The following is a 22,294-nucleotide window of genomic DNA, read 5'->3' as shown; positions in this document are numbered from 1 at the left end:
CATTGCGGCCTGAGCCGCCGCAAGCGTAACGTCACGCCGCCGTCTGCGGGGTTTCATGTGAACGGACTGGCCTCAGCCCTCCGACCCAAGCGCATCAGCGATTGGCTGGTCGCGCTCGACGCGCAGCTTTGGCTGCGCGCTGCGGCGGCGCTGCTCGCTTTCGTGCTCATCGGCGTCGCCGCCGTGTGGGTCGCCAACGAGATTCAGGTGCGGGGCGATTGGCCGGCCTACACCGACATGGATCTCTATCTCGATGCCGCACGTGAGTTGTCGCACGGTCGCAACCCGTACGACGCGCCGGATCAGGGGCTGCATCGCTATCCCTATCCGCCGCTGTTCGCCGAACTGATCGCCGTGTTCGCGGCGGTGTTCGGCGCGTCGGCGGGTTACGTGTGGATCGTCACGACGGCGCTGTTCCTGCTCGTTTCGGTTTGGCTGATGAGCCGGCGGTTCGGTTTTGCAGCGCCCGCGCATCTGGCGCTGCTCGGGGCGGGACTGCTGCTGATCGGGCGCACCGCGCGCGCCGACCTGATGCATGGCCAGCTCAATTTCATGCTGCTGCTCCTGCTGCTGCTGGGATTGATGGCGTGGCGGGCGCGGCGGATGTGGGCTGCGGGCGCGTTTTGGGCGGTGGCGATCTGCTGCAAGCCGTTTCTCGGCGTCGTCGTGTTCTTCCTCGTCCGCCAGAAAAGCTGGAAGGCGGCGCTTGCGACAGTGGCCTTCAGCGCGATCCTTTTCTGGTCATCGTTTCTGCCGACCTATCCGAACGTGTTCGACACATTCGAGTCGTGGCGCGAAACCACTCGCCACTACGCCTCGATCGAATATGCCGCCAATCCGCTGAACCAGTCGTTCTACGCGCTCGGCCTCCGTCTCTTCACTTCGAACGATTACAGCGAGGCTTGGCTGATCGCGACGCCGCTCGCGTTGGCGCTGCTGGCGCTCGCCGCCGTCGTCGCGATAGCGACGTTCTGGATCATCGCCGCACCTGGGCGCGCAGCGGCGCCAGATGAAGCCGGCGCCTTCGATCTTCTGCGCTTCGGCGCTGCGCTTGCGGCGTTGCTCAGTATCGGGCCGGTGACCGAGGGCGATCACATGTTTATGGTCTTGCCGGGCGTCGTCGGCGCGATGGCATTGACTTGGCGCCGCATTCGCGCCGACTCGCCACGGCAAGGCCTGTGGATCGCCATGGCCACGGCGTGGCTCGTGCTCGCCCTGGTGTTGGCCTGGCCGCGCCAGCTCCTGCTTTACTTCGGCGACGAGTCCACCTGGGTTCATCTGCGCGGCGCCGGCATTCTCCTGAGCGGCGCCTATGGCGTGCTGCTGCTCACAGCCGCTGTGTTCACAGCCATCGTGATCCGGCGCGAGTTCGCCGTGACGCGCCCGGGTCGTCCCGCCGCGGCGTAACGCGCGTCACGCCGCGCTGCCCGCCGGTTGGCTACACCACCGCCGACAACGGTGGGACCACGAATGAAAACCAAACACCTCTTTGCGCTGATCGGCGTCACGCTCTTCTACTTCGGCGTCACAGTGCTCACGTCGCCGGTGCTCTCCGCCGCCTGACGGGCGGCTTGACCGCAGTGCGCCAGCAACGGCGAGAATGCTGGAGCGCACACCTGGGTGGTCCCGTGACCGTCGATCCGGAACCGGCTTTCGCTCCCAGAGTTAATCGCATCCGCAGCACACGACGGATGTGAGACCTATGCGAACCAAACACGTCCTCGCTTTTATCGGCGCAACAATGGCCTACTTCGCCATTGCCGCGCTGAGCTCGCCGATGCTGCAGGGTTTGATGTGATCGTGTCGTCAGCCGGCTGCTGAGACGCACCCGCTCGGAGGGGCAGCGGGGCATACGCTCGTCGCACGGAGCTATGCGTTCGAGCATGGCACTTTTTCCTGGAGCTGGGCGATGATGCGCCGATGTGTGCTCATTGCCCCTTCGATTCCGCCCGTCTGCTATGACGCGCAAGCGCATTGCAATAATTGGCGGCGGTTTCAGCGGCGTGTGTCTTGCCAGCTTGCTGATGCGGGCGAAGCAATCGGTCACGTTGATCGAGCGCGGCGCCCGGCTCGGGGCGGGGCTTGCCTACGGCGTGCGTGACGACAGCTATCTGCTCAACGTACGCGCTTCGAACATGAGCGCGTTCGCCGACGATCCGGATCATTTCGCGCGCTGGCTGAGAGCGCGCACCGGGCAAGCCGGTGAGGCCTTCGCGGCGCGCAAGCTCTATGGCGCCTACATGGGCGAGACCCTGCGCAGAGAGAGTGGCGCGTTCGGCCGTCGTCTCAAGCGCCTGCGCCACGAAGTCCGCGCTTGCGAACGCCTCGGCAACGCTTGGCGCATCAGGCTGGCAAGCGGGACATTGGAAGCAGACGCAGTCGTGCTCGCGCTCGGCCATCGGCCGCCGCGCAATATCGCCGCGATGAGCGATATTGCGGTCATCGGAGCCTGGGATCGGCGCGCGCTGCGGCGCGTCGGCTCCGGCGACGTGCTGCTGCTGGGCACAGGGCTCACGATGGTCGATGTCGCGCTTGCGTTGGCGCGAAGGCGGCGGGACCGCGTCATTCATGCGCTTTCGCGCAGGGGTCTCACGCCCCGCCCACATCTCGACCCGCCATGGCCGCGCCCGAGCGATACATTCGATCTGCCTCTGCGGCTCTGCGACGCGGTCGCCGCCTTTCGCGCGGAAGCGGCGCGCCTGGCCGCAGAAGGCGAGCCATGGCAGCAGGCGATGGAGCGTCTTCGCCCTCACACGACGCCGCTCTGGACCCGGCTCTCGCCGACTGCTCAGCGCCGATTTCTCCGCCACTTGCGGCCGTGGTGGGACGTTCACCGTCACCGCATGGCGCCTGAAGCCGCCGCGGACATCGCCGCGCTTCAAACTGAAGGACGTCTCCGCATCATCGCCGGAGAGGTCATCGCTGCTGAACAGATGAAGGGCAAAGTCGCGGTCGAGTATCGCCGGCGCACGAGCGTCGCGCGCAATCGCCTGGATGTGGCGGGCATCGTTAACTGCACCGGGGGCGATGCGGATCTCCGGCGCAGCAACGATCCTCTGATCGTCCAACTGATTGATGCCGGACTTGCACGCCCACATGCGAGCGGGCTCGGATTCGACCTCGATGACAGAAGCCGAGTGATCGATGCCGAAGGGCGCCCGCACGACGATCTTTACGCTCTTGGTCCGTTGACACAGGGAGCATTCTGGGAATCCACGGCGGCGCCCGACATCCGCGTTTGGGCCTCCAGGATCGCAGCGGAATTGTGCTGAAACGGCATGCTTTGCGGGCGCCTGGCGACTAGGCGCCGTAACGTTCGCGCGCGGCGGGCTTTCCGTTTGATGGCGCGCGCGCGCGTGGTTCTTTGCTGCCATGGCAGCATTGGGGACACGTGTCGGCAGATGGGCCGGCTACGAAGGGCGCGCCAACGCGCTCGATGTCGGCCGCGGCATCGCCATCCTCAGTGTGATCTACGGGCACGCGCTCGCGCCCTGGTTCATGGGCGCGGGCGAGCACTTCAGCGAAGCCGCCTTCCTGCAATGGAAGTTCGGCGCCTCGTTCATGATGGTGTTCTTCTTCTTTCTGTCCGGCGTCGGCTGGCGGGAGGACAAGTCCCTCGCGACCACGCTGCGCCAGGCGCTCTCGCTCGTCATCTTGACGCTGATCGCCTGTGTGCTGTTCGACTTGCTGCGCCTCATCGCAACGCTTGCCGGTTTCGCCGCGGCGCTCGGTGTCGATCCGCTCGAGCCGATGCGCTTCGTGCGCGGTCTCGCCCGCATGGCGGTCCTTGGCGATGTCTATTCGCTGACCGCGCTCTGGTTTCTCGTCGCGCTCGCAGTCGTGCGCGTCATCGCCGCGGTGGCGAACCGCTTCGGCGATCTTGTGCTGATCGGCGTGGGGTTGGGGCTCTTCGCGCTCACGCTCACCGCCACGGCGCTGAGCTGGCGCAACGTTTACCAGATCGATCTTCTCGGCGTCGCCTTTCTCGCCTTCATCGCCGGCCACTACGCCCGCGACTTGGTGCAGGCGCTCGAGCGCCGACGCGCCGCCGCCTATGCGCTGCTGCTGGTTGCCGGCGCCGGTACGGCGCTCACGTTCCACCTGAACGAAGGCTGCCGCTGGGACGTGACGGCGCAATGCGGCCAAGCCTGGCTCGGCGGCCATTTCGGCGTCTCGATGGTGATCGGTCAGTTCGGCAACATCCCGATGTTTATGGTCACGGCAGTTTGCGGCGCCGCCTTCGCGATGTCGCTGTCGATCCTGCTCGCCCGCTATGGCGGCTTCGTCGGCGCCAGAATCGACGCCTGGGGCCGCAACTCGCTCAACCTGCTGGTCGTCAATTCGCTCTTCCTGCACCTGGTCAATCCGCAGATCGAACGCTGGGTGATGCCGCGCATCGCCGGGGAGGGCGTTCTTTTCTTTCTCGGCCTGCTGACGCTGACGATGGCCCTCAACCTCGCCGCCGTGCACGCGCTGACCCGGCCGCTGAAACAGCTCAACAACCTCTCGCTGCGGCTTGCGCGCGAGGCGCTCGATCTCGCCCACCGCCCCTTCGGTGCGATTGTCGTCCGCCGCGCGCTTCGTGTATCCCAGGGGAATGACTGACGACGAGCCGAGCGCCGGCCGCTTCGAGGGGCGCGTCCATTTCCTGCCGGTGCGGATCTATTACGAGGACACCGATTTCACCGGCCTCGTCTATCACGCCAATTACCTGCGCTATTTCGAGCGGGGCCGCAGCGATTTCCTCCGCCTCGCCGGAATTCACCATACGGAACTCCTGAACGGCCCCGATCCGATGGGCTTCGCCGTCAACAAGATCACCCTGGAATTCGTGCAGCCGGCCCGGATCGACGATGCACTCCGGGTCCGGACCGTGTTCGAAACGATGCGCGGGCCCCGCATCTTCATCAGCCAGCTCCTGCTGCGCGGGACCGACACCCTGGCCCAGGCGCAGCTTGAGGTCTGTTGCATCAGCCTCACGGGCCGGCCGCGAAAGCCGCCCGCCACGCTTTTGGAACGGCTTAAACCCTTTCTAGAGCCATAGGCGTCCAGCTTTTGACAAACTAATCCGGCTCTAAACCGGGTCGGGGCGCGGCTGAGTCTCGAAAGCCGTGGATGCGGGAGCAAGCATGGAATCCGCCGAGCAAATTACTGTCCTGACCCTGTTCATGCAGGCCGACCCTGTCGTGAAGGGGGTCATGCTGGTGCTGGCCGTCGCCTCGGTCTGGTCGTGGGCGATCGCGGTCGAAAAGTGGCTGCAATTTGGCGACCTGGAATCGCAAGCGCGCAAGTTCGAGCGTGAGTTCTGGTCCGGCCGTTCGATGGACGACGTCGACGACCGCGCCGGCGATAAGCCGCGGGACGCGCTCTCCCGGATTTACGCGACCGCCTCGCGCGAATTCCGCGAAGCCCGCCGCGGCGGCATTGTCGGCGAAGCTGGCCAGCAGCTGCTGGATCGCGTCGACCGGCTGATGCAAGCGCAGATCTCGCGCGAAGTCAGCCGCGCGGCGCGCAATCTTGGCTTTCTCGCCACCGTCGCCGCATCTGCGCCGTTCATCGGCCTCTTCGGCACGGTGTGGGGCATCATGAACGCCTTCACCAACATCGCCGCCCAGCAGCAGACCAACCTCGCGGTCGTCGCCCCCGGCATCGCCGAAGCTCTGTTCGCGACCGCGCTCGGCCTCGTCGCCGCCATCCCGGCGGTCATCTTCTACAACAAGTTCTCCGGCGATCTCGACCGCTTCGGCGATCGGCTCGAAACCTTCAGCGATGAAGTCGCCGCGCGCATTTCGCGCCGCTTGAGCGAGCGCGGCTGATGGCTGGCGGGCTCGCCGCTTCCAAGAGGCGCGGCGGCGGACGCAGGCGCCGCGCCGGCCGCTTGGCCGAGATCAACGTCACGCCGTTCGTGGACGTGATGCTCGTCCTGCTGATCGTGTTCATGGTGACGGCGCCGCTGCTCACCGTCTCGATCCCGATCGAGTTGCCGCGCACCGAAGCGAAGCAATCGGCCGCCGAGACCGATCCGCTCTCGATCACGATCCAGAACGACGGCGTCATTTATCTGCAGGAAACGCCGGTCACGCTCGAAGAGCTGGTGCCGCGCCTCCGGGCCATTTCCAACGAAGGCTACGACCGCTCGATCTACATTCGCGGCGATGCGCGCACTTCGTGGGACACGATGGCCGAAGTGCTGGCGAGCGTGAGCTCGGCCGGCTTCCGCAAGCTGCAACTCGTCACCGATACGGACGACGGCCCACGCGCACGCCCGGCCGCGGGGAGCGAATGATCCCATGCGGGCCGGTCTGGTCGTCTCCATTATCGGCCACGTTGGGGCAGTCCTGATGACGATGCTCGTCTGGGAGGCGCGCTCGTCGTTGCCGACCGGCGGTGTCGCAGTCGTGCCGGTGGAGATCGTCGACATCGCCGAAGAGTCGAACGTCCGCGCGCTCAGGACCGACGAGGCGGAGGAAGAGGCCTCGGCGCAAGAGGAAGAAACCACGCCGGAAGAGACTCAGCCCGCTCCCACTCCGGCGCCCGGGCAACGCCGTCCGCAGCCGCGCCAGCAAGAGGAAAATTTCGACGTCGCCGACGCCAGCGACTTCATCGACCGGCAGCGTGAACGGAACAATCGCAACCGCGAAGGCGAGACCTCGGATCGCAACCAGGAAGGCGTCGGCCGCGGCACCGCCGAGACGGCGTCTCTCGAAGCGCGCATCGCCAGCCTTTCTCGGCAAGCCCTCGAGCGTTGCTGGCGCACGGTCGCCGATCTGCCGGATCCGCAGCGGCTGCGCGTCGTCGTCGCCATCCGCCTCAACCGGGACGGCAGCCTCAACGGGCAGCCGCGCGTCATCAGCCCCACAAACTACACTTTTGACCCGTTGATGGCCGAAGCCGTGAACCGCGCGCTGCGTGCGGTCCGCACCTGCGATCCGATCACCCGGTTGCCGGAGGACCCGATCGTGGGCGAGGCTTACGACCTCTGGCGCGAGCAGGAAGTGACATTCGGATTGCGGCAATGAAGAGAGCAGAAGCCATGTGGACAAGAATCTTCGCGGCCTTCGTCGTCGCCTTCGCCATGGTCTCGTCCGCGGCGCCGCCGGCGGCGGCGCAAGTGCGCGTCAGCGTGGAAGACGGCCACCTCAACCCGATGCCGATCGCCATCGTGGAGTTCCTCGGCCCCAATCCGGCCTCGCAGCAGATCGGCCGCGATGTCGTCGGCGTGATCCGGGCCAATTTGGACCGTTCCGCGCTCTTCCGGCCCATTCAATCGAACGCTTTCATCGAGCGCATTCAGGCTCTGAACGTGCCGCCGCGCTTTGCGGACTGGAAGATCATCGACGCGCAAGCGCTGGTCGTGGGCGAAGTGACGCCGCAGGCAGACGGACGCATCAGGGTCGATTACCGCGTCTATGACGTCTTCGCCGAGCGCGAGATGGTCAGCGACACGCTGGTGACCACCCCCGACAACTGGCGGCGTATCGCGCACAAGATTTCCGACGAGATCTACGAACAGCTCACCGGCGAGCGCGGCTATTTCGACACCCGCATCGTCTTCGTTTCGGAAACCGGCCCGCGCACGCGCCGCGTCAAGCGGCTGATGATCATGGATCAGGACGGCGCCAATCCGTTCTTCCTCACCAGCGCCGACGCCATGGTGCTGACGCCGCGCTTCTCGCCGACGGCGCAGACCATCACCTATATGAGCTTCGAAACCGGCGCGCCGCGCGTGTTCCTGTACGATCTCGGCACCAACCGGCGCGAAGTGCTGGGCGACTTCCCGGGCATGACGTTCTCGCCGCGCTTCTCGCCAAACGGGCGCGGCATCGTCTTCACGCTCGATATGAACGGCAATTCCGAGATCTTCGCGATGGATCTCGGCAATCGCGCGCGCCGGCGGCTGACCAACAACGCGGCGATCGACACCTCGCCCAGCTATTCGCCGGAAGGCAATCAGATCGTGTTCACCTCGGACCGCGGCGGCTCTCCGCAGCTCTATGTGATGAACAGCGACGGCTCGGGCCAGCGCCGCATCAGCTTCGGCTCGGGCCGCTACTCGACCCCCGTCTGGTCCCCGCGCGGCGATCTCATCGCCTTCACCCGCGAGGGCGGGGGCCGCTTCGCCATCGGCGTCATGCGCCCGGACGGCTCGGGCGAGCGCATCCTCACCGAGTCCTATCTCGACGAAGCGCCGACATGGTCCCCTAATGGTCGCGTAATCATGTTCTTCCGCGAGGGCCGCGGTGGCGGCGCGCGGTTATGGTCTGTTGACCTTACTGGGCGGAATTTACGCGAGATTCCCACGCAAACCGACGCTTCTGACCCGGCTTGGTCGCCTCTATTGCCGTGATCGGAACAAGATTGTTTGCTAGGAACCAGCTCTGTAAGGTTTGCATTCTTGAGCCGGGGGAACGGCGTTCGCCGAATGCGCCGCTGATCAGGGGAGAATTGTCCTAATGCGTAACACCGTCATCGCTCTCGCAGCCGTCGCCACGCTCGCCGCGTGCGCCAGCCGTCCTGAGCCCACGCCGACTCCGACGCCGACGCCGACGACGCCGCCGGTGACGCAGCCCAGCGGCCCGACGCCGGGCTCGGCCGAAGACTTCCGCGTCTCGGTCGGCGATCGCGTGTTCTTCGGCTATGACCGCTTCGATCTGACGCCGGAAGCCCGCTCGGTGCTCGAGCGCCAAGCGGCCTGGCTGCAGCGTTATCCGAACGTCCGCATCCTTGTCGCTGGCAACGCCGACGAACGCGGCACGCGCGAATACAACCTCGCTCTCGGCGCCCGCCGCGCCGCCGCCGCGAAGGACTTCCTGGTGTCGCTCGGCGTCGCCGCGAACCGCCTCGAAACCGTTTCGTACGGCAAGGAGCGTCCGCTCGACCCGCGCTCGAACGAAGAAGCCTGGAGTGTGAACCGGAACGCACACACCCAGATCGTCAGCGGCGCGGTCTCGTAAGCGCCCAATTTTAGCCAGAGCGAGCGGACAAGGGTTACGCCCATGACTTATCGTTCGGCTCAAACCACACGGACCCGGCTTGCGGCGTGCCTCGCCGCAGCCGGGCTTCTTTTTGCTGCGGCCGCTTCGGCGCAAACCCCGCTGCCGCCGCCCAGCGTTCCGGTCGGCGCGGACCAGCGCCAGGATCGGATCGAGGAACTCGAGCGCCAGCTGCGCGAGCAGACTGGCGAGAACGAGCGCCTGCAGCATCAGCTGAACGAGGCCCAGCGCGAGATCACGCGGCTGCGCGGCATGGTCGGCGAGCTCGCCGGCGTGAACCAGCAGCTGTCGACGCCGCCCCCGGCCGATGCGGCGAGCCCGCCCGCCGCAGGCGGCGCCGGTCCGGCGCCGTCCTCGCTGAATGAAGCGCAGCGCAACGCGACCGGCACGCTGGGCAGCCTGCCGGCGTCCGAAGCGCCGGCCCAGCGCGATCCGGTCGCGGAATACACCCGCGCCCGCACGCTGCTGAACAATGGCCAGTACGCCGAAGCGGAAGCCGCGCTCGCCTCCTTCCTCGAGGCATTCCCGAACGTCGACACGGCCGCGGACGCGCGATTCTGGTTCGCCTTCACGCTCGCGGCGCGCAATAACCACGCCGATGCCGCGGCGAATTTCGTTCAGTACTTGCAAGCCAACCGCAACGGCCCGCGCGCGGCCGAAGCGCAAGTGCGGCTCGGCATGGCGCTCGTCCAAATGGGCGACACGCGCCGCGGCTGCAGCGCCTTCACCTCGCTCGCGCGCCAATACCCGAACGCCTCGCGCACCGTGCGCGATCTCGCCGCCCGCGAAGCCCGCGCCGCCAACTGCGCGGCTTAGGCACGCGCCATGCTCGATCGCGTGACGATCGAGCAGCTGGGCGCTGCGGCGGGCAAGGGGCCCATCCTCGTCGCGCTGTCGGGCGGCGGCGATTCACTTGCGCTCCTGCATCTGCTGGTCGAACGGCTTGGCGCGCAGCGCTTGCGCGCGGCAATCGTCGACCACGCGCTGCGCGAGGGCTCCGCCGCTGACGCAGCGCGCGCCGCCGAAAGCGCGGAAGCGGCCGGCGTCGGCGCCTACATCCTCACGCTCACCTGGCCCGATGGCGCCAACCGCGCCCAGAGCGCCGCCCGTGAAGCCCGCTACTCTGTGCTCTGCGCCCACGCCCGGGCTCTCGGCGCGCACGTCGTCGCCACGGGCCACACACGCGACGATCAGGCCGAAACCGTGTTGCTGCGCGCGGCGCGCGGCAGCGGCTGGCGTGGCCTGGCCGCCATGGCGCCGCTCGCGCCGATGCCGATCTGGCCGGAAGGGCGGAGGCTTCTGCTCGCGCGGCCGCTGCTCGTCGCCCGCCGCGCGGATCTGCGCGCCTATCTTGGGCGACGCGGCGTCCGCTGGCTCGAAGATCCGGCCAACGCCAATCCGAGTTTCGCCCGCGTTCGCGCCCGCGCCGCACTGGCGCAGCTGAGCGCAGCAGGCCTCGAGCCGATGCGCTTCGCGACGCTCGCCGAACGCCTGGCGCCGCACGCCCGCGCGCTGGACGACGCCGCGCTCGCGCTGATCGCGCACGCTGTCTCGTTTGACCAAGATAACGCTGTCATCGATCGCGACGCATGGCGCGGCGACGAGGAGGTGCGCGTTCGCGCGCTCAACGCGCTCCTAGTCGCAGTCGGGGGCAGTGCGCGCACGCCCGATGCGCGCGCGGGTGAGCTTGCCGCCGCCTTCACCCTGAGCGGCGCACTGGTGCGCCCGACGAAACACGGCGTCCGCATCAGCCGCGATCCTGGCGCGCTTGCAGGACGCGCCGACGGCGCGCGGCCTCCGCCGCCGCTCGAACTCACGCCGGGTGTCGAAACCGTCTGGGACAATCGGGTGGCGGTGGTCGCGATGGAACCAGGCTGGTCCGTCATCGTCGAGAGCGGCGCTCCATGGCTCGCGCGCGGCGCCGAACGGCGCCCCTTTAAAGCCCTCGAACCTGAATGGCTGCTCCGGCCACGGGTTGAACACCTGCTTGGCCGCATTAACGACACTAAACCGGTGTGAATTTTCTATCTTGGCGTTCACCCCGCCTTGACCGGGTTCGTGGCAGTAAGGGGTGTTCAGCTGGGACTTGGGTCCCTATCTTGCTGAACGAAAAGTTTCCGCGCCCAACGCCGGCGCGCGCTGGGCCAGAAGGTCGATTAATGCCTGTCCGTTCATTGTTGATTTGGGGCGTTGTCGCCCTCGTTCTCGTCGTGCTGGTCACTGTCCTGCAGGGCGGCAACAACCCGCGCGGCGCAACCGAGCTGCCGTACTCGCAGTTGCTTGATCGGGTCGAAGCCGGCCAGATCGCCAACGTCTCGACGCAAGGCGAGACGCTGATTAGCACAGGCAAGGACGGCAAGAGCAGCTACATCACCTATCTGCCGACCGGCACGATGGCGAACGTCGTGCAACAGCTCGACGCCGCGAACGTCGAAGTGAAGACCGAGCGGCCGAAGAACGGCCCCGGCATCGGCGACATGCTGCTGGCGATCCTGCCGATGCTGCTGCTGATCGGCGCTTGGTTCTTCTTCATGCGCCAGATGCAGGGCGGCAGCCGTGGCGCCATGGGCTTCGGCCGTTCGAAGGCGCGCCTGCTGACGGAAGCGAAAGGCCGCGTGACGTTCGAGGACGTCGCCGGCATCGATGAAGCCAAGGAAGAGCTCGGCGAGATCGTCGAGTTCCTGAAGGACCCGGGCAAGTTCCAGCGCCTCGGCGGCAAGATTCCAAAGGGCGCGCTGCTGGTCGGTCCGCCCGGCACCGGTAAGACGCTGCTCGCCCGCGCCATCGCCGGCGAAGCCAACGTGCCGTTCTTCTCGATCTCGGGCTCGGACTTCGTGGAAATGTTCGTCGGCGTCGGCGCCAGCCGCGTGCGCGACATGTTCGAGCAGGCGAAGAAGAACGCGCCCTGCATCATCTTCATCGACGAAATCGACGCCGTCGGCCGCCATCGCGGCGCCGGCCTCGGCGGCGGCAATGACGAGCGCGAACAGACGCTCAACCAATTGCTGGTCGAGATGGACGGCTTCGAAGCCAATGAAGGCATCATCCTGATCGCGGCGACCAACCGCCCGGACGTGCTCGATCCGGCGCTGCTCCGGCCCGGCCGCTTCGACCGTCAGATCGTGGTGCCGAACCCTGACCTCACCGGCCGCGAAAAGATCCTGCGCGTTCACACCCGCAATGTGCCGGTGGCGCAGGGCGTCGACCTCAAGACGATCGCCCGGGGCACGCCCGGCTTCTCCGGCGCCGACCTCGCCAACCTCGTCAACGAAGCCGCGCTGCTGGCGGCTCGCCGGGGCAAGCGCGTCGTCACGAACCGCGAGTTCGAGGACGCGAAGGACAAGGTCATGATGGGCGCCGAGCGGCGCTCGATGGTGATGAGCGATCAAGAGAAGAAGCTCACGGCATGGCACGAAGCTGGCCACGCCATCGTCGCGCTCGAAGTGCCGGAGAGCGATCCGGTGCACAAGGCGACGATCATCCCGCGCGGACGTGCGCTCGGCATGGTCATGCAGCTGCCCGAGAGCGATCGGTACTCGATGAACTACACGCAGATGACGTCGCGCCTCGCCGTTATGATGGGCGGCCGCGTCGCGGAAGAGCTCATCTTCGGCAAGGAGAAGGTGACGTCTGGCGCCGCCTCCGACATCTCCGCCGCCACGCGCCTCGCGCGCATGATGGTGACGCGCTGGGGCTATTCGGACGAACTCGGCTTCGTCGCGTACGGCGACAACAATGACGAGGTGTTCCTCGGCATGAGCGTCCAACGCAACCAGAACGTCGCCGAAGCCACGGCGCAGAAGATCGACGCCGAAGTGAAGCGCCTGGTCGACGAAGGTTACAGCCGCGCCAAGCAAATCCTGACCGAGAAGGCGAAGGAGCATCAGTACCTCGCCGAAGCGCTGCTCGAATACGAGACGCTGAACGGCGAGGAAATCGCCAAGGTGCTGAAGGGCGAGAAGCTCGATCGTCCGGAAGACACCCCGTCGACGCCGACGCCGCCGACCCCGGCGCTCCCGGTCACGGACGAGGAGCCGGAGACCCATCCAGGCGGATGGGGCGGGGCCCAGCCGCAAGGCGCTTGATACGAATGAACCGCCGGCGGCAACGCCGGCGGTTTTGTTTTAGAGCGCGAGTGCGACGCTCCCGATCAGCCCGAACAGGACACCAGCCGTCACCGCTGCGCGCATCGCCGCGGCGTGACGGCGCTGCGCCATCTCTTCGGCCACCTGCTCCTGCAGCAATTGCGCGCGCCAAGCGTCGCGGCGAACGCTGGCGGTCTCGCGCGGGGCGGCGTCAGAGCGTTGGTCGAACATGGCGCGCGCCCTCGCAAGCGCGGCGCCAACCGCTAACGCTCAGCAACCTTAATTCGACTGGGAGCGCGCTCGCGCCGTGCTAGGCTGGCGGCAGCGGAGGACGCCCATGCTCGGATCATCAACCATCACAGCGCTCGTCGGCACGGCCAAGCCTGAAGCGGCGAAGGCGTTCTATGGCGAGACGCTGGGTTTGAAATTCGTCGCCGAAGACCAGTTCGCGGCGATCTTCGAAGGCAAGAATTTGAAAATCCGCGTGTCCAAGACGCCGGTGGTCGTGCCGGCGCCCTACGCGATCCTTTCATTCGACGTCGCGAACATGGAGGAGGCGGTCGATGCGCTCGCCGCCAAGGGCGTGACGTTCGCGCGCTTCGGCTTCCTGCCGCAAGATGCGAAGGGAATTTGGTCCGCGCCCGACGGCACGAAGGTCGCGTGGTTTCACGACCCGGACTTGAACCTGCTGAGCTTGGTGCAGCACGCGAGCTGAACGAGCGCGGGTCTTCAGACCCGCACTTCTCACTTCTCCGCCAGCACCTCGGCCCATTTGTCGACGATGAACGTCCAGCCTTGCTGTGTGCGCTCGGCGTAGTCGGCCCATTTCGGGTGCATCTGGTGCGTCAGCACGAACTCGGATGCATCGCCCTTCGGCGTAATGTCGATGGTGACGATGCTCGTGTCGCCCGCTTCTTCATCGACGCCCCAAGTGAAGATGATCCGCCGCGGGCGGTCCAGGTCGCGATATTCGCCGACGTGGTCGATCAGCTGGCCGCCGCGCCGCACGAGAAACGAGAAACGCCCGCCGACGCGCGCATCGACGTTGAGATGCACAATCTCTTCGTCGCGCACGCCCGGGCCCATCATGAAGCGCTCGATCATCTTGGGATCGAGCCAGGCGTCATAGATGCGCTCCACCGGCGCCTTGATCGTGCGCGCCACGCGCACGACGGGACCGTCGAACTTCGGAATGAGCTGACTGTCGTCTGCTTCGTACTTTGCATGCGCGTCGAGCACATTGGCCCAGAACGTGTTGGTCGACCTGCCGTCAAGCAGATCGGCGAGCGCTTGCACATGGGCGGTCCAGCCTCCGGCATAGTTGCGGATGTTGGCGTTGGTATCGACCCGCGAGTGCGTCAGCACCAGCAGCGTTTCATCGTCCCGAGAGGTGAGCTCAAAGCGCACTTCAGAGACGTGCTCGTCGCCATCGCCCCAGGTGAAGGCAATGAGGCGCGGCGGCTCGAACGCGAGGATGCGGCCCTGCATCTCGAACTCGCCGCGCTCCATCTCCGACCAGCGCGCCGGCGGCTTCTCGTCGGTGATGCGGTGGTGGCCGAATTTGATCGTGAAACGCTGGCCGTGGTCGGTGAAATCATCGCCTGCCGTGAACCAGCGCTGGCGCTTCTCGGCGTCGACGAGGTGCGCCCAAACCTTCTCGATCGGCGCCTTGAGTGTGCGTTCGAGGCGGAAGGTGTCGGGTGCAATGGCGCGGCCGTATTGCATGGCGAGCTCCTAGTCTTCGTCTTCGGCCAGCGCGCGTTCGAGCGCGTCGAGGCGGTTGTTCCAGAATGTGCGCTGTTGCTCGATCCAATCGGCGGCCGCGTCGAGCGGCTTGGGATTGAGCGAGAGGTAGTGTTCGCGGCCGGCGCGGCGACGGCGCACCAGATCGGCCCGCTCCAGCATGCGGATGTGCTTGGAGACGGCGTTCAGCGACATCTCGAACGGCGCGGCGATTTCGGTGACGCGCGCCTCGCCGGCGCTGAGCCGGCTCAGGATCGCGCGCCGCGTCGGGTCGGCCAGGGCCAGCATGGTGGCGTCAAGGGCGGCGGCTGCGGACATATTCAACCATATGGTTGAATGATGAGCTGCGTCAAGGCCGCACTGGCAGCCGCCGGCGCTATGGGTTACGGACGCGCCAAGTTTCGCGAATCCAACCGAGGCAAGACATGGCCGCGCTCATCGCCATCGGCGTCTTCATCGTCGCCATCTTCCTGCTGAACCTCTTGGATTTCGGCCGGCTGGACTAAGTCCGCCGCGTTAGTCGCGCAGCCGCAACTGAAGCTCCACCGTCGCGCGCCGGTTCAGCGGCTCGCGCACGCCCGGGCCGGTCTCGACCGCGAGCGCGTGTTGACCTCGCGCCTCGGTTGAGATGACCTCCGCCGCCACGCCCTGTTCGACCAGGAAGTCGCGCACCGCGGAAGCGCGGCGTTCGCTGACACCAATGGAATAGGCCGGCGACGCTTCAGTCTCGTCGTGGCCGATGATCCGGACACTCTCTATCTCGCAGCGCCGCGCGCGGAGCAGTGCGTCTTCAAGCGCGCTCCGGGCCTCGGAATTGAGGCTCGTCCGGTCGTAGGCGAAATAGATCTCGAACGGTTGGATCACGCACGGCGAGACCCAGCGCGGTGGCGAAGTCGCCGCCGCGTCCTCTGTCGCTCCGGGGGCCGAGATCGGCGCGGCAGTCGGCGCCGCTTGCGGCGACGCGGGCGGAACGGCAGCGCTCGTTTGCAGCGTCTGATCGACCGCCAGCGACTCTGGTCCTGCTGCATCGGGAACGACTGAGGTCGGCGCCTCGCGCAGCCACAAAGCAATCGTGGCGACGGCCGCCGCAGCCAAACCGCCGACCGCCCATGCAAATGGCGAAGTCAAAAAAGCGCGCTGCTTTGGCGCGGCGAAGGGCGGCGCGTGCGGCTCGAGCTTCGGTCCGAGCGGAAGCGCGGGCAGCGCCGGCGCGCCCGCTGCTCTCCATGCGGATTCCAACGCCGAGAGGGCGTGCGCATCTGGCTGCGGCGCACGACCGGTGAGGCGTTCCAATTCGCGCAGCAACTGTTCCAGCGCGGCTTGGTCCGACGGTGCGCCATCCCAGCCGGCGAGATTGATCGTGTGATCGAGCTGAAACCCGAACGGCAGATCGACCGGCTCTATGAAGACGGGGACGGCCTGGCCGCGTGACTTCGCGAACAGCGCCTCCTGCCGCACCCATTCGCTGTCGCGCGAGAGGCCGCACCAAAGCACGACGACAACCTTCGCCGCCTTCAGCTCGTTTTCGATTTGCCGCGTGAAGTCGCGGCCGGCGATGAGGGCGTAATCCCACCAGACAGAATAGCCGTATGCGGACAGCACTGAGGCCATGTGCTGCGCCGCCTGGCGCCGCTCAGCCTTGTAGCTGATGAAAACGTCCGCCATGCCCCCCTCCCGATTAGGGAAGGCTAGCCCGACTCGGATAGCGCGGTCACGTCTTGCGCAGCAGCGTCGCCACGTATTGCGCGCCGCTGACCAGCGCCAGGATCGCCGCCGCCCATAGAAGCAGGCGCGCGCCCCAATAAAGTCCGAGCACCAAAGCGGCCGATTGGCCGAGCAGGGCCGCGGTCTGGAACGCGAGGAACGCGGCGACGCCGCACATCTCCGCCGCCGCCTTCCATTTGCCGAGCTGACTCACTGGCAGCGCCTTGCCTTGCGCGGCGATGCCTTCGCGTAAACCCGCCACCGCAACGTCGCGGCCGAGGATCACCACTGCTGCGAACACCAGCTCCATCGGCAGCGCGGCGTAGGCGAGCACGAGCACGACGCAGGTGATAAGCACTTTGTCGGCGCAATGGTCGAGCGCGGCGCCGAGCGGCGTCACGGCGTTGAGCTTGCGCGCCGCCCAGCCGTCGAGCCAGTCGGTGGCTGCGGCGATAACGAACAGCACGAACGCCGTGCCGAAGATCAATCCCGCGAGGGGAGGATCGACATAGAAAAGTGTCGCCGCCCACAGCACCAGAGCCGCGATGCTTGGGCCCATGACAATGCGAAACACGGTGAGCAGCGTCGGGATGCTGCTCTTGCGCGCCGGAGCGTCAGCGCTTGTTGTCGTGGAAGAAGTCATAGATGCGCTTCGCCAATTCTCTGTTCACGCCTTCGACCTCTTCCAGCTCCGCCAACGCCGCGCGGGAAACGCCGCGCGCCGAGCCGAACCGGTCGAGCAGCGCGCGCTTGCGGGCAGGGCCGATGCCGCCGATTTCGTCGAGCGGATTCTTGGCGATGCCGGCTTTGCGTTTGCCGCGGTGTGCGCCGATGGCGAAGCGATGCGCTTCGTCGCGGAGCCGCTGTAGGTAGTAGAGGACTGGGCTTTTCTCGTCGAGCCGGAACGCGGCGCGCCCCGGAATGAAGAAGCGCTCGCGGCCTGCATCACGGTCGACGCCCTTGGCGATGCCGGCGATGAAGACGCGGTTCTGGAGGCCCAGCTCGTCCAGCGCTTCGAGCGCTGCTGAAAGCTGGCCTTCACCGCCGTCGATCAGCACGAGATCGGGCCAGGCGCCGAACTTGGTTTCGCGCTCGGGTTCATCGCTCTCTTTCGAGAAATCCACGCCGCCATCGGTGACTTTGCCGCCGCTGCTTTCTTGTGCTCCCCCGCTTGCGGGGGAGCTGTCAGCGAAGCTGACTGAGGGGGCGTTGGCGCTGGTGTTTGACGGACTTCCCCCCTTCGGCTCGCAGACGCTCGCCACCTCCCCCGCTTGCGGGGGAGGAGTTTGCGTCGGCGCGTCGGCTTCATCCCGCTCCTGCAGCATCCGCGCAAACCTGCGCCGGATCATCGCTTTCATCATCGCGAAGTCGTCGCCGCCGAACTCTTCGCTCTTCATGTTGAACTTGCGGTACTGGTTCTTGGTGAAGCCCTCAGGCCCGGCGACGATCATCGCGCCGAGAGCATTCGCGCCTTGGATATGGCTGTTGTCGTAAACCTCGATCCGTTCGGGGCGCTGCGGCAGGCCGAACACTTCGGCGACGCCGTCGAGCAGCTTCGCCACGCTGCCGGTCTCGGCCATGCGCCGCCCCAGCGCTTCGCGCGCGTTCAGCAGGGCCGCGTCGACGATCTCGCGCTTCTCGCCGCGCTCCGGCTTGCGGATCTCGACCTTGCACTCCGCGCGCACGCAGAGTGCTTCCTCCAAGAGTTCGCGATCCGTGGGCTCGGTGTTGGTCAGCACCAGCTTCGGCGGTTCGCGGTCGTCGTAGAATTGGGCGATGAAGGCGGCGAGAATGTCCGGCGGCGTCTCCTCTGCGCCGTGGCGGGGGAAGTAGGCGCGGTTGCCCCAGTTCTGGCCGGCGCGGAAGAAGAACACTTGGATGCAGCTTTGGCCGCCCTCGCAATGCAGCGCGAACACGTCGGCTTCGTCGAATGTTTGCGGATTGATGCCCTGCGAGGCGCGCACCGAGGCCAAAGCGCGAATGCGGTTACGCAGCCGCGCGGCGTGTTCGAACTCAAGTTTTTCGGCCGCTTCGCGCATCTCCGCCGCGAGCCGGTCCTGCAACTGCGCCGAACGGCCTTCGAGGAAATCGACCGAGTCCTTCACCAATCCGGCATACTCCTCGCCGCTGACGAAGTTCACGCACGGGGCCGAACAGCGCTTGATCTGATAGAGCATGCACGGCCGTGTTCGGCCGGCGTACGTCGAGTCCGAGCACGAGCGCAGCAGGAACGCCTTCTGCAACGTGTTGAGCGTGCGATTCACCGCGCCGGCGCTGGCGAACGGCCCGTAGAATTTGCCTTTGAAGCTCTTCGCGCCGCGATGCTTCTGCAGCGCCGGCGCGGGATGATCCATGCGGATGGCGATGTACGGGAAGCTCTTGTCGTCCCGCATCAGCACGTTGTAGCGCGGCCTGAGCCGCTTGATCATGTTGGTTTCCAAGAGCAGCGCTTCGGTCTCGGTCGCCGTGACGATCACTTCGAGCGAGGCCGTCTGGTGGATCATCCGGTAGACGGCGTTGGTGTGTGCGCGCCCTTGGGCGTACTGGCCGACCCGGTTCTTCAGGCTCTTGGCCTTGCCGACATAGAGCACCTCGCCGTCCGCGCCGAGCATGCGGTAGACGCCTGGCCGCGACGGCAGCCGCTTCCACGCATCGCGGATCGCCTCCACCCCCTTCAGTTCGGGGCGCGGGGCGTCTTCGCCCGGCAGCTCATTCAGCGGGGGCAGGGAGGGTTTGTCGGCGCCGCTCATCGGGAGGGTCAGTCTAGCACCGACAAATGGGGCTTTGCGCGCTTGATCCCAGGGGTTGGCCGCTCTAGCCCTGGATCGTCGCCCAGAAGGGGAGGGCTCTCTGATGCGCGGACTTTTGCTCGGCCTCGCTGTCGCCGTGGCGGCGCTCACCGGCAGCGCGGCGGCGCAGGGCGATTACCGCCGCCAAGTGATGGGATATCTCGAGCACGGTCTGGAGCGTCACGCCGCGCTCGGCTACGCCCGCGACCGCACTATTCCCGATCTCACCGCGCCGCTCGAACTCGATCGCCCGTATCTCTGGTCGATCTATCTGCTCGAAGGGCGGACTTATCGCGTCTACGGCGCCTGCGACGACGATTGCGGCGATCTCGACATGGAGATCTACGGCGCCGACGGACACTTCATCGAACGTGACGTGGCGCGCGACGACACGCCTTATGTCCAGCTCACGCCGACGCAGACCGGCCGTCATTATGTGCGGTTGTGGCTTTACGAATGTCGCGCCGAGCCTTGCTATGTCGCCGCGCGCGTCGTCGCTGGCGGGCGGCCATCCGAACGCACTGCGGAGGAAGCGCGATGATTGTCGTTCAAGGCTGGGTGCGCGTGCATGAAGGCGATGTCGGCAAACTGCGTGACGCGGCGCATGCGCTCGTCGCCGCCACGCGCAAGGAGCCGGGCAATCTCGCTTACGCCTTCGCCGAGGACGTCAACGAGCCGGGACTCTTTCATGTCGTCGAGCGCTGGGCCAACGAAGCGGCGGTCGCCAACCACATGCTCACCAGTTCGCTGGCCGAGTTCATGCCGAAGCTCGCCGCCATGCGCGACGTCCGGCTCCGCATCGCCCGCTACGATGCCCCCGGCGAAACCGTGCTGATGGAAGTTTGACGCGCGCCCCGCGACCGCATGCCTTATCGACCCCGTCGCAGGGGCAGCCCAGGTAGAGCACATGGATGACGCGCCCCCGCCGGCCAAGAAACCCGACGCCCGCTTCCAGGCGCCGGACCCGCAAGCCTGCGAGACCATGAAGGACGTCCGCGCCGGCGTGGACGAGATCGACCGCATGCTGGTGGCGCTCATTACCCGCCGCCAGGGCTACATGGACGCCGCCGCCCGCATCAAGCCGGACCGCAACGTGGTCCGCGATGAGGCCCGCATCCAGCAAGTGCTTGATAACGTGAAGGCTGAGGCGGAGAAGCACGGCCTTTCCTGGACCATCGCCGAGCCGGTCTGGCGCGAGATGATGGAACGCTGCATCGCCTACGAATTCGAGGTCTGGGACCGCACGCGGACGTGAGTTCCCAATAGAATAACGGCGGTATTGCTGCGCCTGCGTGCTGACGGCGCGCCTCTCCTTATGTTAACCAACCCTCGGCTGGGGTGGCTGTTGTCCGGGGCGGGCGATGGCTTTGAAGATTTCCGATGAGGTTCGCGCGGAGCGCGAGACCGGGACGCGCCATGCAAGCATGCATGGCGGCGCGTGGCGCCGATTCCCCGCCGATGATAAGGCCTTACGCTTCCGCATGAGGGGCGGCGCATGAGGTGGTTTCTCGGATTCGTGCTGGTGGTCGCGCTCGTCACGGGCGCGCTCTACGCTGTTGGCCGCTTTCTGCTGCCGAACCAGCTCGAAGTGATGCGCGTGACCCAGATCGAACGCCCGCGCGCGTCGGTGTTCGCGATGATCAACGATCTGAACATCGCCAAGGAATGGTCACCCTATTACGCCCGCGACCCGAATGCCCAATTCACGATCTCGCCTGATCCGGGCCAGGGCCAGCGCATGCATTGGACGTCGAATGTCCGCGAAGTGGGTTCGGGCAGCATGTCGATCGTCCGCTCGATGGAGAACCAGTCCGTCGAAGGCATTATCCAGATCGGCGAGCGCGCCACTCTGAACTCGCGCCTCGACCTCGAGCGGGCCGAGGGGATCACCGGTGTGACGTGGTCGGTCGGCGGCATCTGCCCCGAGGGCTGGGTCAATGTCCCGTGCCGCTACATGAACCTGATTATGCGCTCGACGATTGAGAAGGAGCTCGACGACGGCCTGGCGCGCTTGAAGGATCGCGCCGAGCAGCTGCCGCCGCACGATTTCGAAGGCTACGACATCGTCGAAGTGGTGCTGGCGCCGCAGAACGTGATGTTCGTGGACGTCACGCTCTCCAACATGTCGCCGTCATTCGACGAGGGCTACAACGCCGAACAACAGGGCGTGGCGGCGCTTGAAGGCGCGGTCACGGCGGCTGGCGGCCAGGCCGATCGAAGCAAGCTTATTCGCGCCTACCCGCAAGACAATGGCGCAGGCGGCCGCTACCGGTTCAGCGTCGGCTATGAATATAGCGGGCCCACTCCGGTGCTCATCGGTTCGCGCGTCGGTCAAACGCCGGGCGGCGCCGTGCTGCGCGGCACCTTCGTGGGTCGTCGGTCACAGGTCGCGCAAATGTACGCCCGGCTCGAGGCCTACCGGCAGGCGCACAGAATTGGTCTGCGCCCGGGCGCTGACTATTGGGAGATTGCGACCCCGGTTGCGCAGCCCGAAGGCGGCAACCCTACCGACCCGATGCAGCGCATCGAGATTTACGTTCCGATCGAGGGCCGCTCGGGTCAGACCTGAGGACAAAAAAGCCCGCGAGGATCGCTCCTCGCGGGCTTCTCTTGTCCTCGCTCCGAAAGCGCTATTCAGCGACCTTCAGGTTCACGGCCTTCGGACCTTTGCCCTTGGTGTCGGGCAGGGTCTGGAAGTTGACGCGCTGGCCTTCGACCAGCTGCGTGAGGCCCGCGCGTTCGACCGCACTCACGTGCACGAACACGTCGGCGCCGCCGCCGTCCGGTGTGATGAAGCCGAAGCCGCGCGCGCCGTTGAAGAACTTCACGGTGCCGTCCTGCGGATCGCCCAGGGGCTGACGCGGGGGCCGATCGCCGCCGCCGAAGCCGCCGCCGCCTTCACGCGGGCCGCGGAAACCGCCGCCGCCACCGCCGTAACCGCCGCCGCCGCCTTCACGACGGAAGCCGCCGCCGCCACCAC

24 protein-coding genes are annotated in these 22,294 nt (G+C 66.5%); 17 read left to right on the top strand and 7 right to left on the bottom strand.

All coding sequences use genetic code 11. The features are described from left to right. Positions 1–57: 57 nt before the first annotated feature. The 12 genes from VEA80_RS12010 (at position 58) to ftsH (ending at position 13,078) form a co-directional block, all read left to right on the top strand. Positions 58–1,407: a glycosyltransferase family 87 protein gene (locus VEA80_RS12010; protein WP_325060987.1), complete on the top strand. Its 1,350-nt coding sequence runs from the start codon at positions 58–60 to the stop codon at positions 1,405–1,407. 551 nt (positions 1,408–1,958) lie between these two features. Then, positions 1,959–3,272 (top strand): FAD/NAD(P)-binding protein, encoded by a 1,314-nt coding sequence (locus tag VEA80_RS12005; RefSeq protein ID WP_325060986.1) that lies wholly within the window; start codon positions 1,959–1,961, stop codon positions 3,270–3,272. A gap of 100 nt (positions 3,273–3,372) precedes the next feature. Further along, positions 3,373–4,605: an acyltransferase gene (locus VEA80_RS12000; protein WP_325060985.1), complete on the top strand. Its 1,233-nt coding sequence runs from the start codon at positions 3,373–3,375 to the stop codon at positions 4,603–4,605. Beyond that, positions 4,598–5,044, top strand: coding sequence for a YbgC/FadM family acyl-CoA thioesterase (locus VEA80_RS11995; RefSeq protein WP_325060984.1), 447 nt, complete (start codon positions 4,598–4,600; stop codon positions 5,042–5,044). The genes VEA80_RS12000 and VEA80_RS11995 overlap by 8 nt, the downstream gene beginning before the upstream one ends. A gap of 85 nt (positions 5,045–5,129) precedes the next feature. After that, positions 5,130–5,816: a protein TolQ gene (gene tolQ / locus VEA80_RS11990; RefSeq protein ID WP_325060983.1), complete on the top strand. Its 687-nt coding sequence runs from the start codon at positions 5,130–5,132 to the stop codon at positions 5,814–5,816. Next, positions 5,816–6,286 (top strand): biopolymer transporter ExbD, encoded by a 471-nt coding sequence (locus VEA80_RS11985; RefSeq protein ID WP_325060982.1) that lies wholly within the window; start codon positions 5,816–5,818, stop codon positions 6,284–6,286. The genes tolQ and VEA80_RS11985 overlap by 1 nt, the downstream gene beginning before the upstream one ends. 4 nt (positions 6,287–6,290) lie before the next feature. Beyond that, positions 6,291–7,019 carry a cell envelope integrity protein TolA gene (locus tag VEA80_RS11980; protein ID WP_325060981.1) on the top strand — a complete coding sequence of 243 codons (729 nt, stop codon included), beginning with the start codon at positions 6,291–6,293 and terminating at the stop codon, positions 7,017–7,019. Beyond that, the gene (gene tolB, locus VEA80_RS11975) at positions 7,016–8,347 is read left to right on the top strand and encodes a Tol-Pal system beta propeller repeat protein TolB (protein WP_325060980.1); all 1,332 of its coding nucleotides are present in this window, start codon (positions 7,016–7,018) and stop codon (positions 8,345–8,347) included. Before VEA80_RS11980 ends, tolB begins: the two co-directional genes overlap by 4 nt. A gap of 106 nt (positions 8,348–8,453) precedes the next feature. Continuing rightward, positions 8,454–8,954 (top strand): peptidoglycan-associated lipoprotein Pal, encoded by a 501-nt coding sequence (gene pal / locus VEA80_RS11970; protein ID WP_325060979.1) that lies wholly within the window; start codon positions 8,454–8,456, stop codon positions 8,952–8,954. A gap of 42 nt (positions 8,955–8,996) precedes the next feature. Continuing rightward, a complete protein-coding gene (locus VEA80_RS11965; protein WP_325060978.1) occupies positions 8,997–9,809 on the top strand; it encodes a tetratricopeptide repeat protein in 813 nt (270 codons plus the stop codon). Between the two features lie 9 nt (positions 9,810–9,818). After that, the gene (gene tilS / locus VEA80_RS11960) at positions 9,819–11,012 is read left to right on the top strand and encodes a tRNA lysidine(34) synthetase TilS (RefSeq protein WP_325060977.1); all 1,194 of its coding nucleotides are present in this window, start codon (positions 9,819–9,821) and stop codon (positions 11,010–11,012) included. Between the two features lie 140 nt (positions 11,013–11,152). Then, the gene (ftsH, locus tag VEA80_RS11955; protein ID WP_325060976.1) at positions 11,153–13,078 is read left to right on the top strand and encodes an ATP-dependent zinc metalloprotease FtsH; all 1,926 of its coding nucleotides are present in this window, start codon (positions 11,153–11,155) and stop codon (positions 13,076–13,078) included. Between the two features lie 39 nt (positions 13,079–13,117). Here the strand turns inward: ftsH and VEA80_RS11950 are convergent, their stop codons facing one another. Next, on the bottom strand, positions 13,118–13,309 hold the full coding sequence (locus VEA80_RS11950; RefSeq protein WP_325060975.1) for a hypothetical protein: 192 nt from the start codon (positions 13,307–13,309) through the stop codon (positions 13,118–13,120). Between the two features lie 106 nt (positions 13,310–13,415). On the opposite strand from VEA80_RS11950, the gene VEA80_RS11945 reads away from it, so the two are divergent. Next, positions 13,416–13,793 carry a VOC family protein gene (locus VEA80_RS11945; RefSeq protein WP_325060974.1) on the top strand — a complete coding sequence of 126 codons (378 nt, stop codon included), beginning with the start codon at positions 13,416–13,418 and terminating at the stop codon, positions 13,791–13,793. A 29-nt stretch (positions 13,794–13,822) separates the two neighbouring features. On the opposite strand, the gene VEA80_RS11940 is transcribed toward VEA80_RS11945, so the two are convergent. The 5 genes from VEA80_RS11940 to uvrC all read right to left on the bottom strand — a co-directional run bounded on the left by VEA80_RS11940 (position 13,823) and on the right by uvrC (position 19,275). Next, the gene (locus tag VEA80_RS11940; protein WP_325060973.1) at positions 13,823–14,803 is read right to left on the bottom strand and encodes an SRPBCC domain-containing protein; all 981 of its coding nucleotides are present in this window, start codon (positions 14,801–14,803) and stop codon (positions 13,823–13,825) included. 9 nt (positions 14,804–14,812) lie between these two features. Continuing rightward, complete coding sequence (locus VEA80_RS11935; RefSeq protein WP_325060972.1) at positions 14,813–15,139, bottom strand: metalloregulator ArsR/SmtB family transcription factor; 327 nt, start codon at positions 15,137–15,139, stop codon at positions 14,813–14,815. Between the two features lie 198 nt (positions 15,140–15,337). Next, positions 15,338–16,486: a TIR domain-containing protein gene (locus VEA80_RS11930; RefSeq protein WP_325060971.1), complete on the bottom strand. Its 1,149-nt coding sequence runs from the start codon at positions 16,484–16,486 to the stop codon at positions 15,338–15,340. Between the two features lie 46 nt (positions 16,487–16,532). After that, positions 16,533–17,168: a CDP-diacylglycerol--glycerol-3-phosphate 3-phosphatidyltransferase gene (pgsA, locus tag VEA80_RS11925; protein ID WP_325060970.1), complete on the bottom strand. Its 636-nt coding sequence runs from the start codon at positions 17,166–17,168 to the stop codon at positions 16,533–16,535. Then, a complete protein-coding gene (uvrC, locus tag VEA80_RS11920) occupies positions 17,140–19,275 on the bottom strand; it encodes an excinuclease ABC subunit UvrC (RefSeq protein WP_325060969.1) in 2,136 nt (711 codons plus the stop codon). The genes pgsA and uvrC overlap by 29 nt, the downstream gene beginning before the upstream one ends. 103 nt (positions 19,276–19,378) lie before the next feature. Here uvrC and VEA80_RS11915 point away from each other — a divergent pair, with 103 nt between their 5' ends. The 4 genes from VEA80_RS11915 to VEA80_RS11900 all read left to right on the top strand — a co-directional run bounded on the left by VEA80_RS11915 (position 19,379) and on the right by VEA80_RS11900 (position 21,883). After that, positions 19,379–19,855 (top strand): hypothetical protein, encoded by a 477-nt coding sequence (locus VEA80_RS11915; RefSeq protein ID WP_325060968.1) that lies wholly within the window; start codon positions 19,379–19,381, stop codon positions 19,853–19,855. Beyond that, a complete protein-coding gene (locus VEA80_RS11910; RefSeq protein WP_325060967.1) occupies positions 19,852–20,160 on the top strand; it encodes a putative quinol monooxygenase in 309 nt (102 codons plus the stop codon). Before VEA80_RS11915 ends, VEA80_RS11910 begins: the two co-directional genes overlap by 4 nt. 61 nt (positions 20,161–20,221) lie before the next feature. Beyond that, positions 20,222–20,569, top strand: a complete 348-nt coding sequence (locus VEA80_RS11905) for a chorismate mutase (RefSeq protein ID WP_325060965.1) — start codon at positions 20,222–20,224, stop codon at positions 20,567–20,569. A 240-nt stretch (positions 20,570–20,809) separates the two neighbouring features. Beyond that, positions 20,810–21,883 carry a hypothetical protein gene (locus tag VEA80_RS11900; RefSeq protein ID WP_325060964.1) on the top strand — a complete coding sequence of 358 codons (1,074 nt, stop codon included), beginning with the start codon at positions 20,810–20,812 and terminating at the stop codon, positions 21,881–21,883. A gap of 61 nt (positions 21,884–21,944) precedes the next feature. Here VEA80_RS11900 and VEA80_RS20470 read toward each other — a convergent pair. Further along, a partial coding sequence (locus VEA80_RS20470) for a cold-shock protein (protein WP_349257252.1) occupies positions 21,945–22,294 on the bottom strand: 350 nt, incomplete at its 5' end.

The organism is Vitreimonas sp. (genome assembly GCF_035627415.1).
Lineage (GTDB): Bacteria > Pseudomonadota > Alphaproteobacteria > Caulobacterales > Aquidulcibacteraceae > Vitreimonas.
The sequence above is the reverse complement of the archived record's forward strand: the minus strand, read 5'-3'. Positions and strand labels throughout refer to the sequence as shown.

Excerpts from the sequence above, each read along its gene's own strand:
- VEA80_RS12005 (WP_325060986.1), top strand. The coding sequence starts at position 1,959 with ATGACGCGCAAGCGCATTGCAATAATTGGCGGCGGTTTCAGCGGCGTG.
- VEA80_RS12000 (WP_325060985.1), top strand. The coding sequence starts at position 3,373 with ATGGCAGCATTGGGGACACGTGTCGGCAGATGGGCCGGCTACGAAGGG.
- VEA80_RS11995 (WP_325060984.1), top strand. The coding sequence starts at position 4,598 with ATGACTGACGACGAGCCGAGCGCCGGCCGCTTCGAGGGGCGCGTCCAT.
- tolQ (WP_325060983.1), top strand. The coding sequence starts at position 5,130 with ATGGAATCCGCCGAGCAAATTACTGTCCTGACCCTGTTCATGCAGGCC.
- VEA80_RS11985 (WP_325060982.1), top strand. The coding sequence starts at position 5,816 with ATGGCTGGCGGGCTCGCCGCTTCCAAGAGGCGCGGCGGCGGACGCAGG.
- VEA80_RS11980 (WP_325060981.1), top strand. The coding sequence starts at position 6,291 with ATGCGGGCCGGTCTGGTCGTCTCCATTATCGGCCACGTTGGGGCAGTC.
- tolB (WP_325060980.1), top strand. The coding sequence starts at position 7,016 with ATGAAGAGAGCAGAAGCCATGTGGACAAGAATCTTCGCGGCCTTCGTC.
- pal (WP_325060979.1), top strand. The coding sequence starts at position 8,454 with ATGCGTAACACCGTCATCGCTCTCGCAGCCGTCGCCACGCTCGCCGCG.
- VEA80_RS11965 (WP_325060978.1), top strand. The coding sequence starts at position 8,997 with ATGACTTATCGTTCGGCTCAAACCACACGGACCCGGCTTGCGGCGTGC.
- tilS (WP_325060977.1), top strand. The coding sequence starts at position 9,819 with ATGCTCGATCGCGTGACGATCGAGCAGCTGGGCGCTGCGGCGGGCAAG.
- ftsH (WP_325060976.1), top strand. The coding sequence starts at position 11,153 with ATGCCTGTCCGTTCATTGTTGATTTGGGGCGTTGTCGCCCTCGTTCTC.
- VEA80_RS11950 (WP_325060975.1), bottom strand. The coding sequence starts at position 13,309 with ATGTTCGACCAACGCTCTGACGCCGCCCCGCGCGAGACCGCCAGCGTT.
- VEA80_RS11945 (WP_325060974.1), top strand. The coding sequence starts at position 13,416 with ATGCTCGGATCATCAACCATCACAGCGCTCGTCGGCACGGCCAAGCCT.
- VEA80_RS11940 (WP_325060973.1), bottom strand. The coding sequence starts at position 14,803 with ATGCAATACGGCCGCGCCATTGCACCCGACACCTTCCGCCTCGAACGC.
- VEA80_RS11935 (WP_325060972.1), bottom strand. The coding sequence starts at position 15,139 with ATGTCCGCAGCCGCCGCCCTTGACGCCACCATGCTGGCCCTGGCCGAC.
- VEA80_RS11930 (WP_325060971.1), bottom strand. The coding sequence starts at position 16,486 with ATGGCGGACGTTTTCATCAGCTACAAGGCTGAGCGGCGCCAGGCGGCG.
- pgsA (WP_325060970.1), bottom strand. The coding sequence starts at position 17,168 with ATGACTTCTTCCACGACAACAAGCGCTGACGCTCCGGCGCGCAAGAGC.
- uvrC (WP_325060969.1), bottom strand. The coding sequence starts at position 19,275 with ATGAGCGGCGCCGACAAACCCTCCCTGCCCCCGCTGAATGAGCTGCCG.
- VEA80_RS11915 (WP_325060968.1), top strand. The coding sequence starts at position 19,379 with ATGCGCGGACTTTTGCTCGGCCTCGCTGTCGCCGTGGCGGCGCTCACC.
- VEA80_RS11910 (WP_325060967.1), top strand. The coding sequence starts at position 19,852 with ATGATTGTCGTTCAAGGCTGGGTGCGCGTGCATGAAGGCGATGTCGGC.
- VEA80_RS11905 (WP_325060965.1), top strand. The coding sequence starts at position 20,222 with ATGGATGACGCGCCCCCGCCGGCCAAGAAACCCGACGCCCGCTTCCAG.
- VEA80_RS11900 (WP_325060964.1), top strand. The coding sequence starts at position 20,810 with ATGAGGTGGTTTCTCGGATTCGTGCTGGTGGTCGCGCTCGTCACGGGC.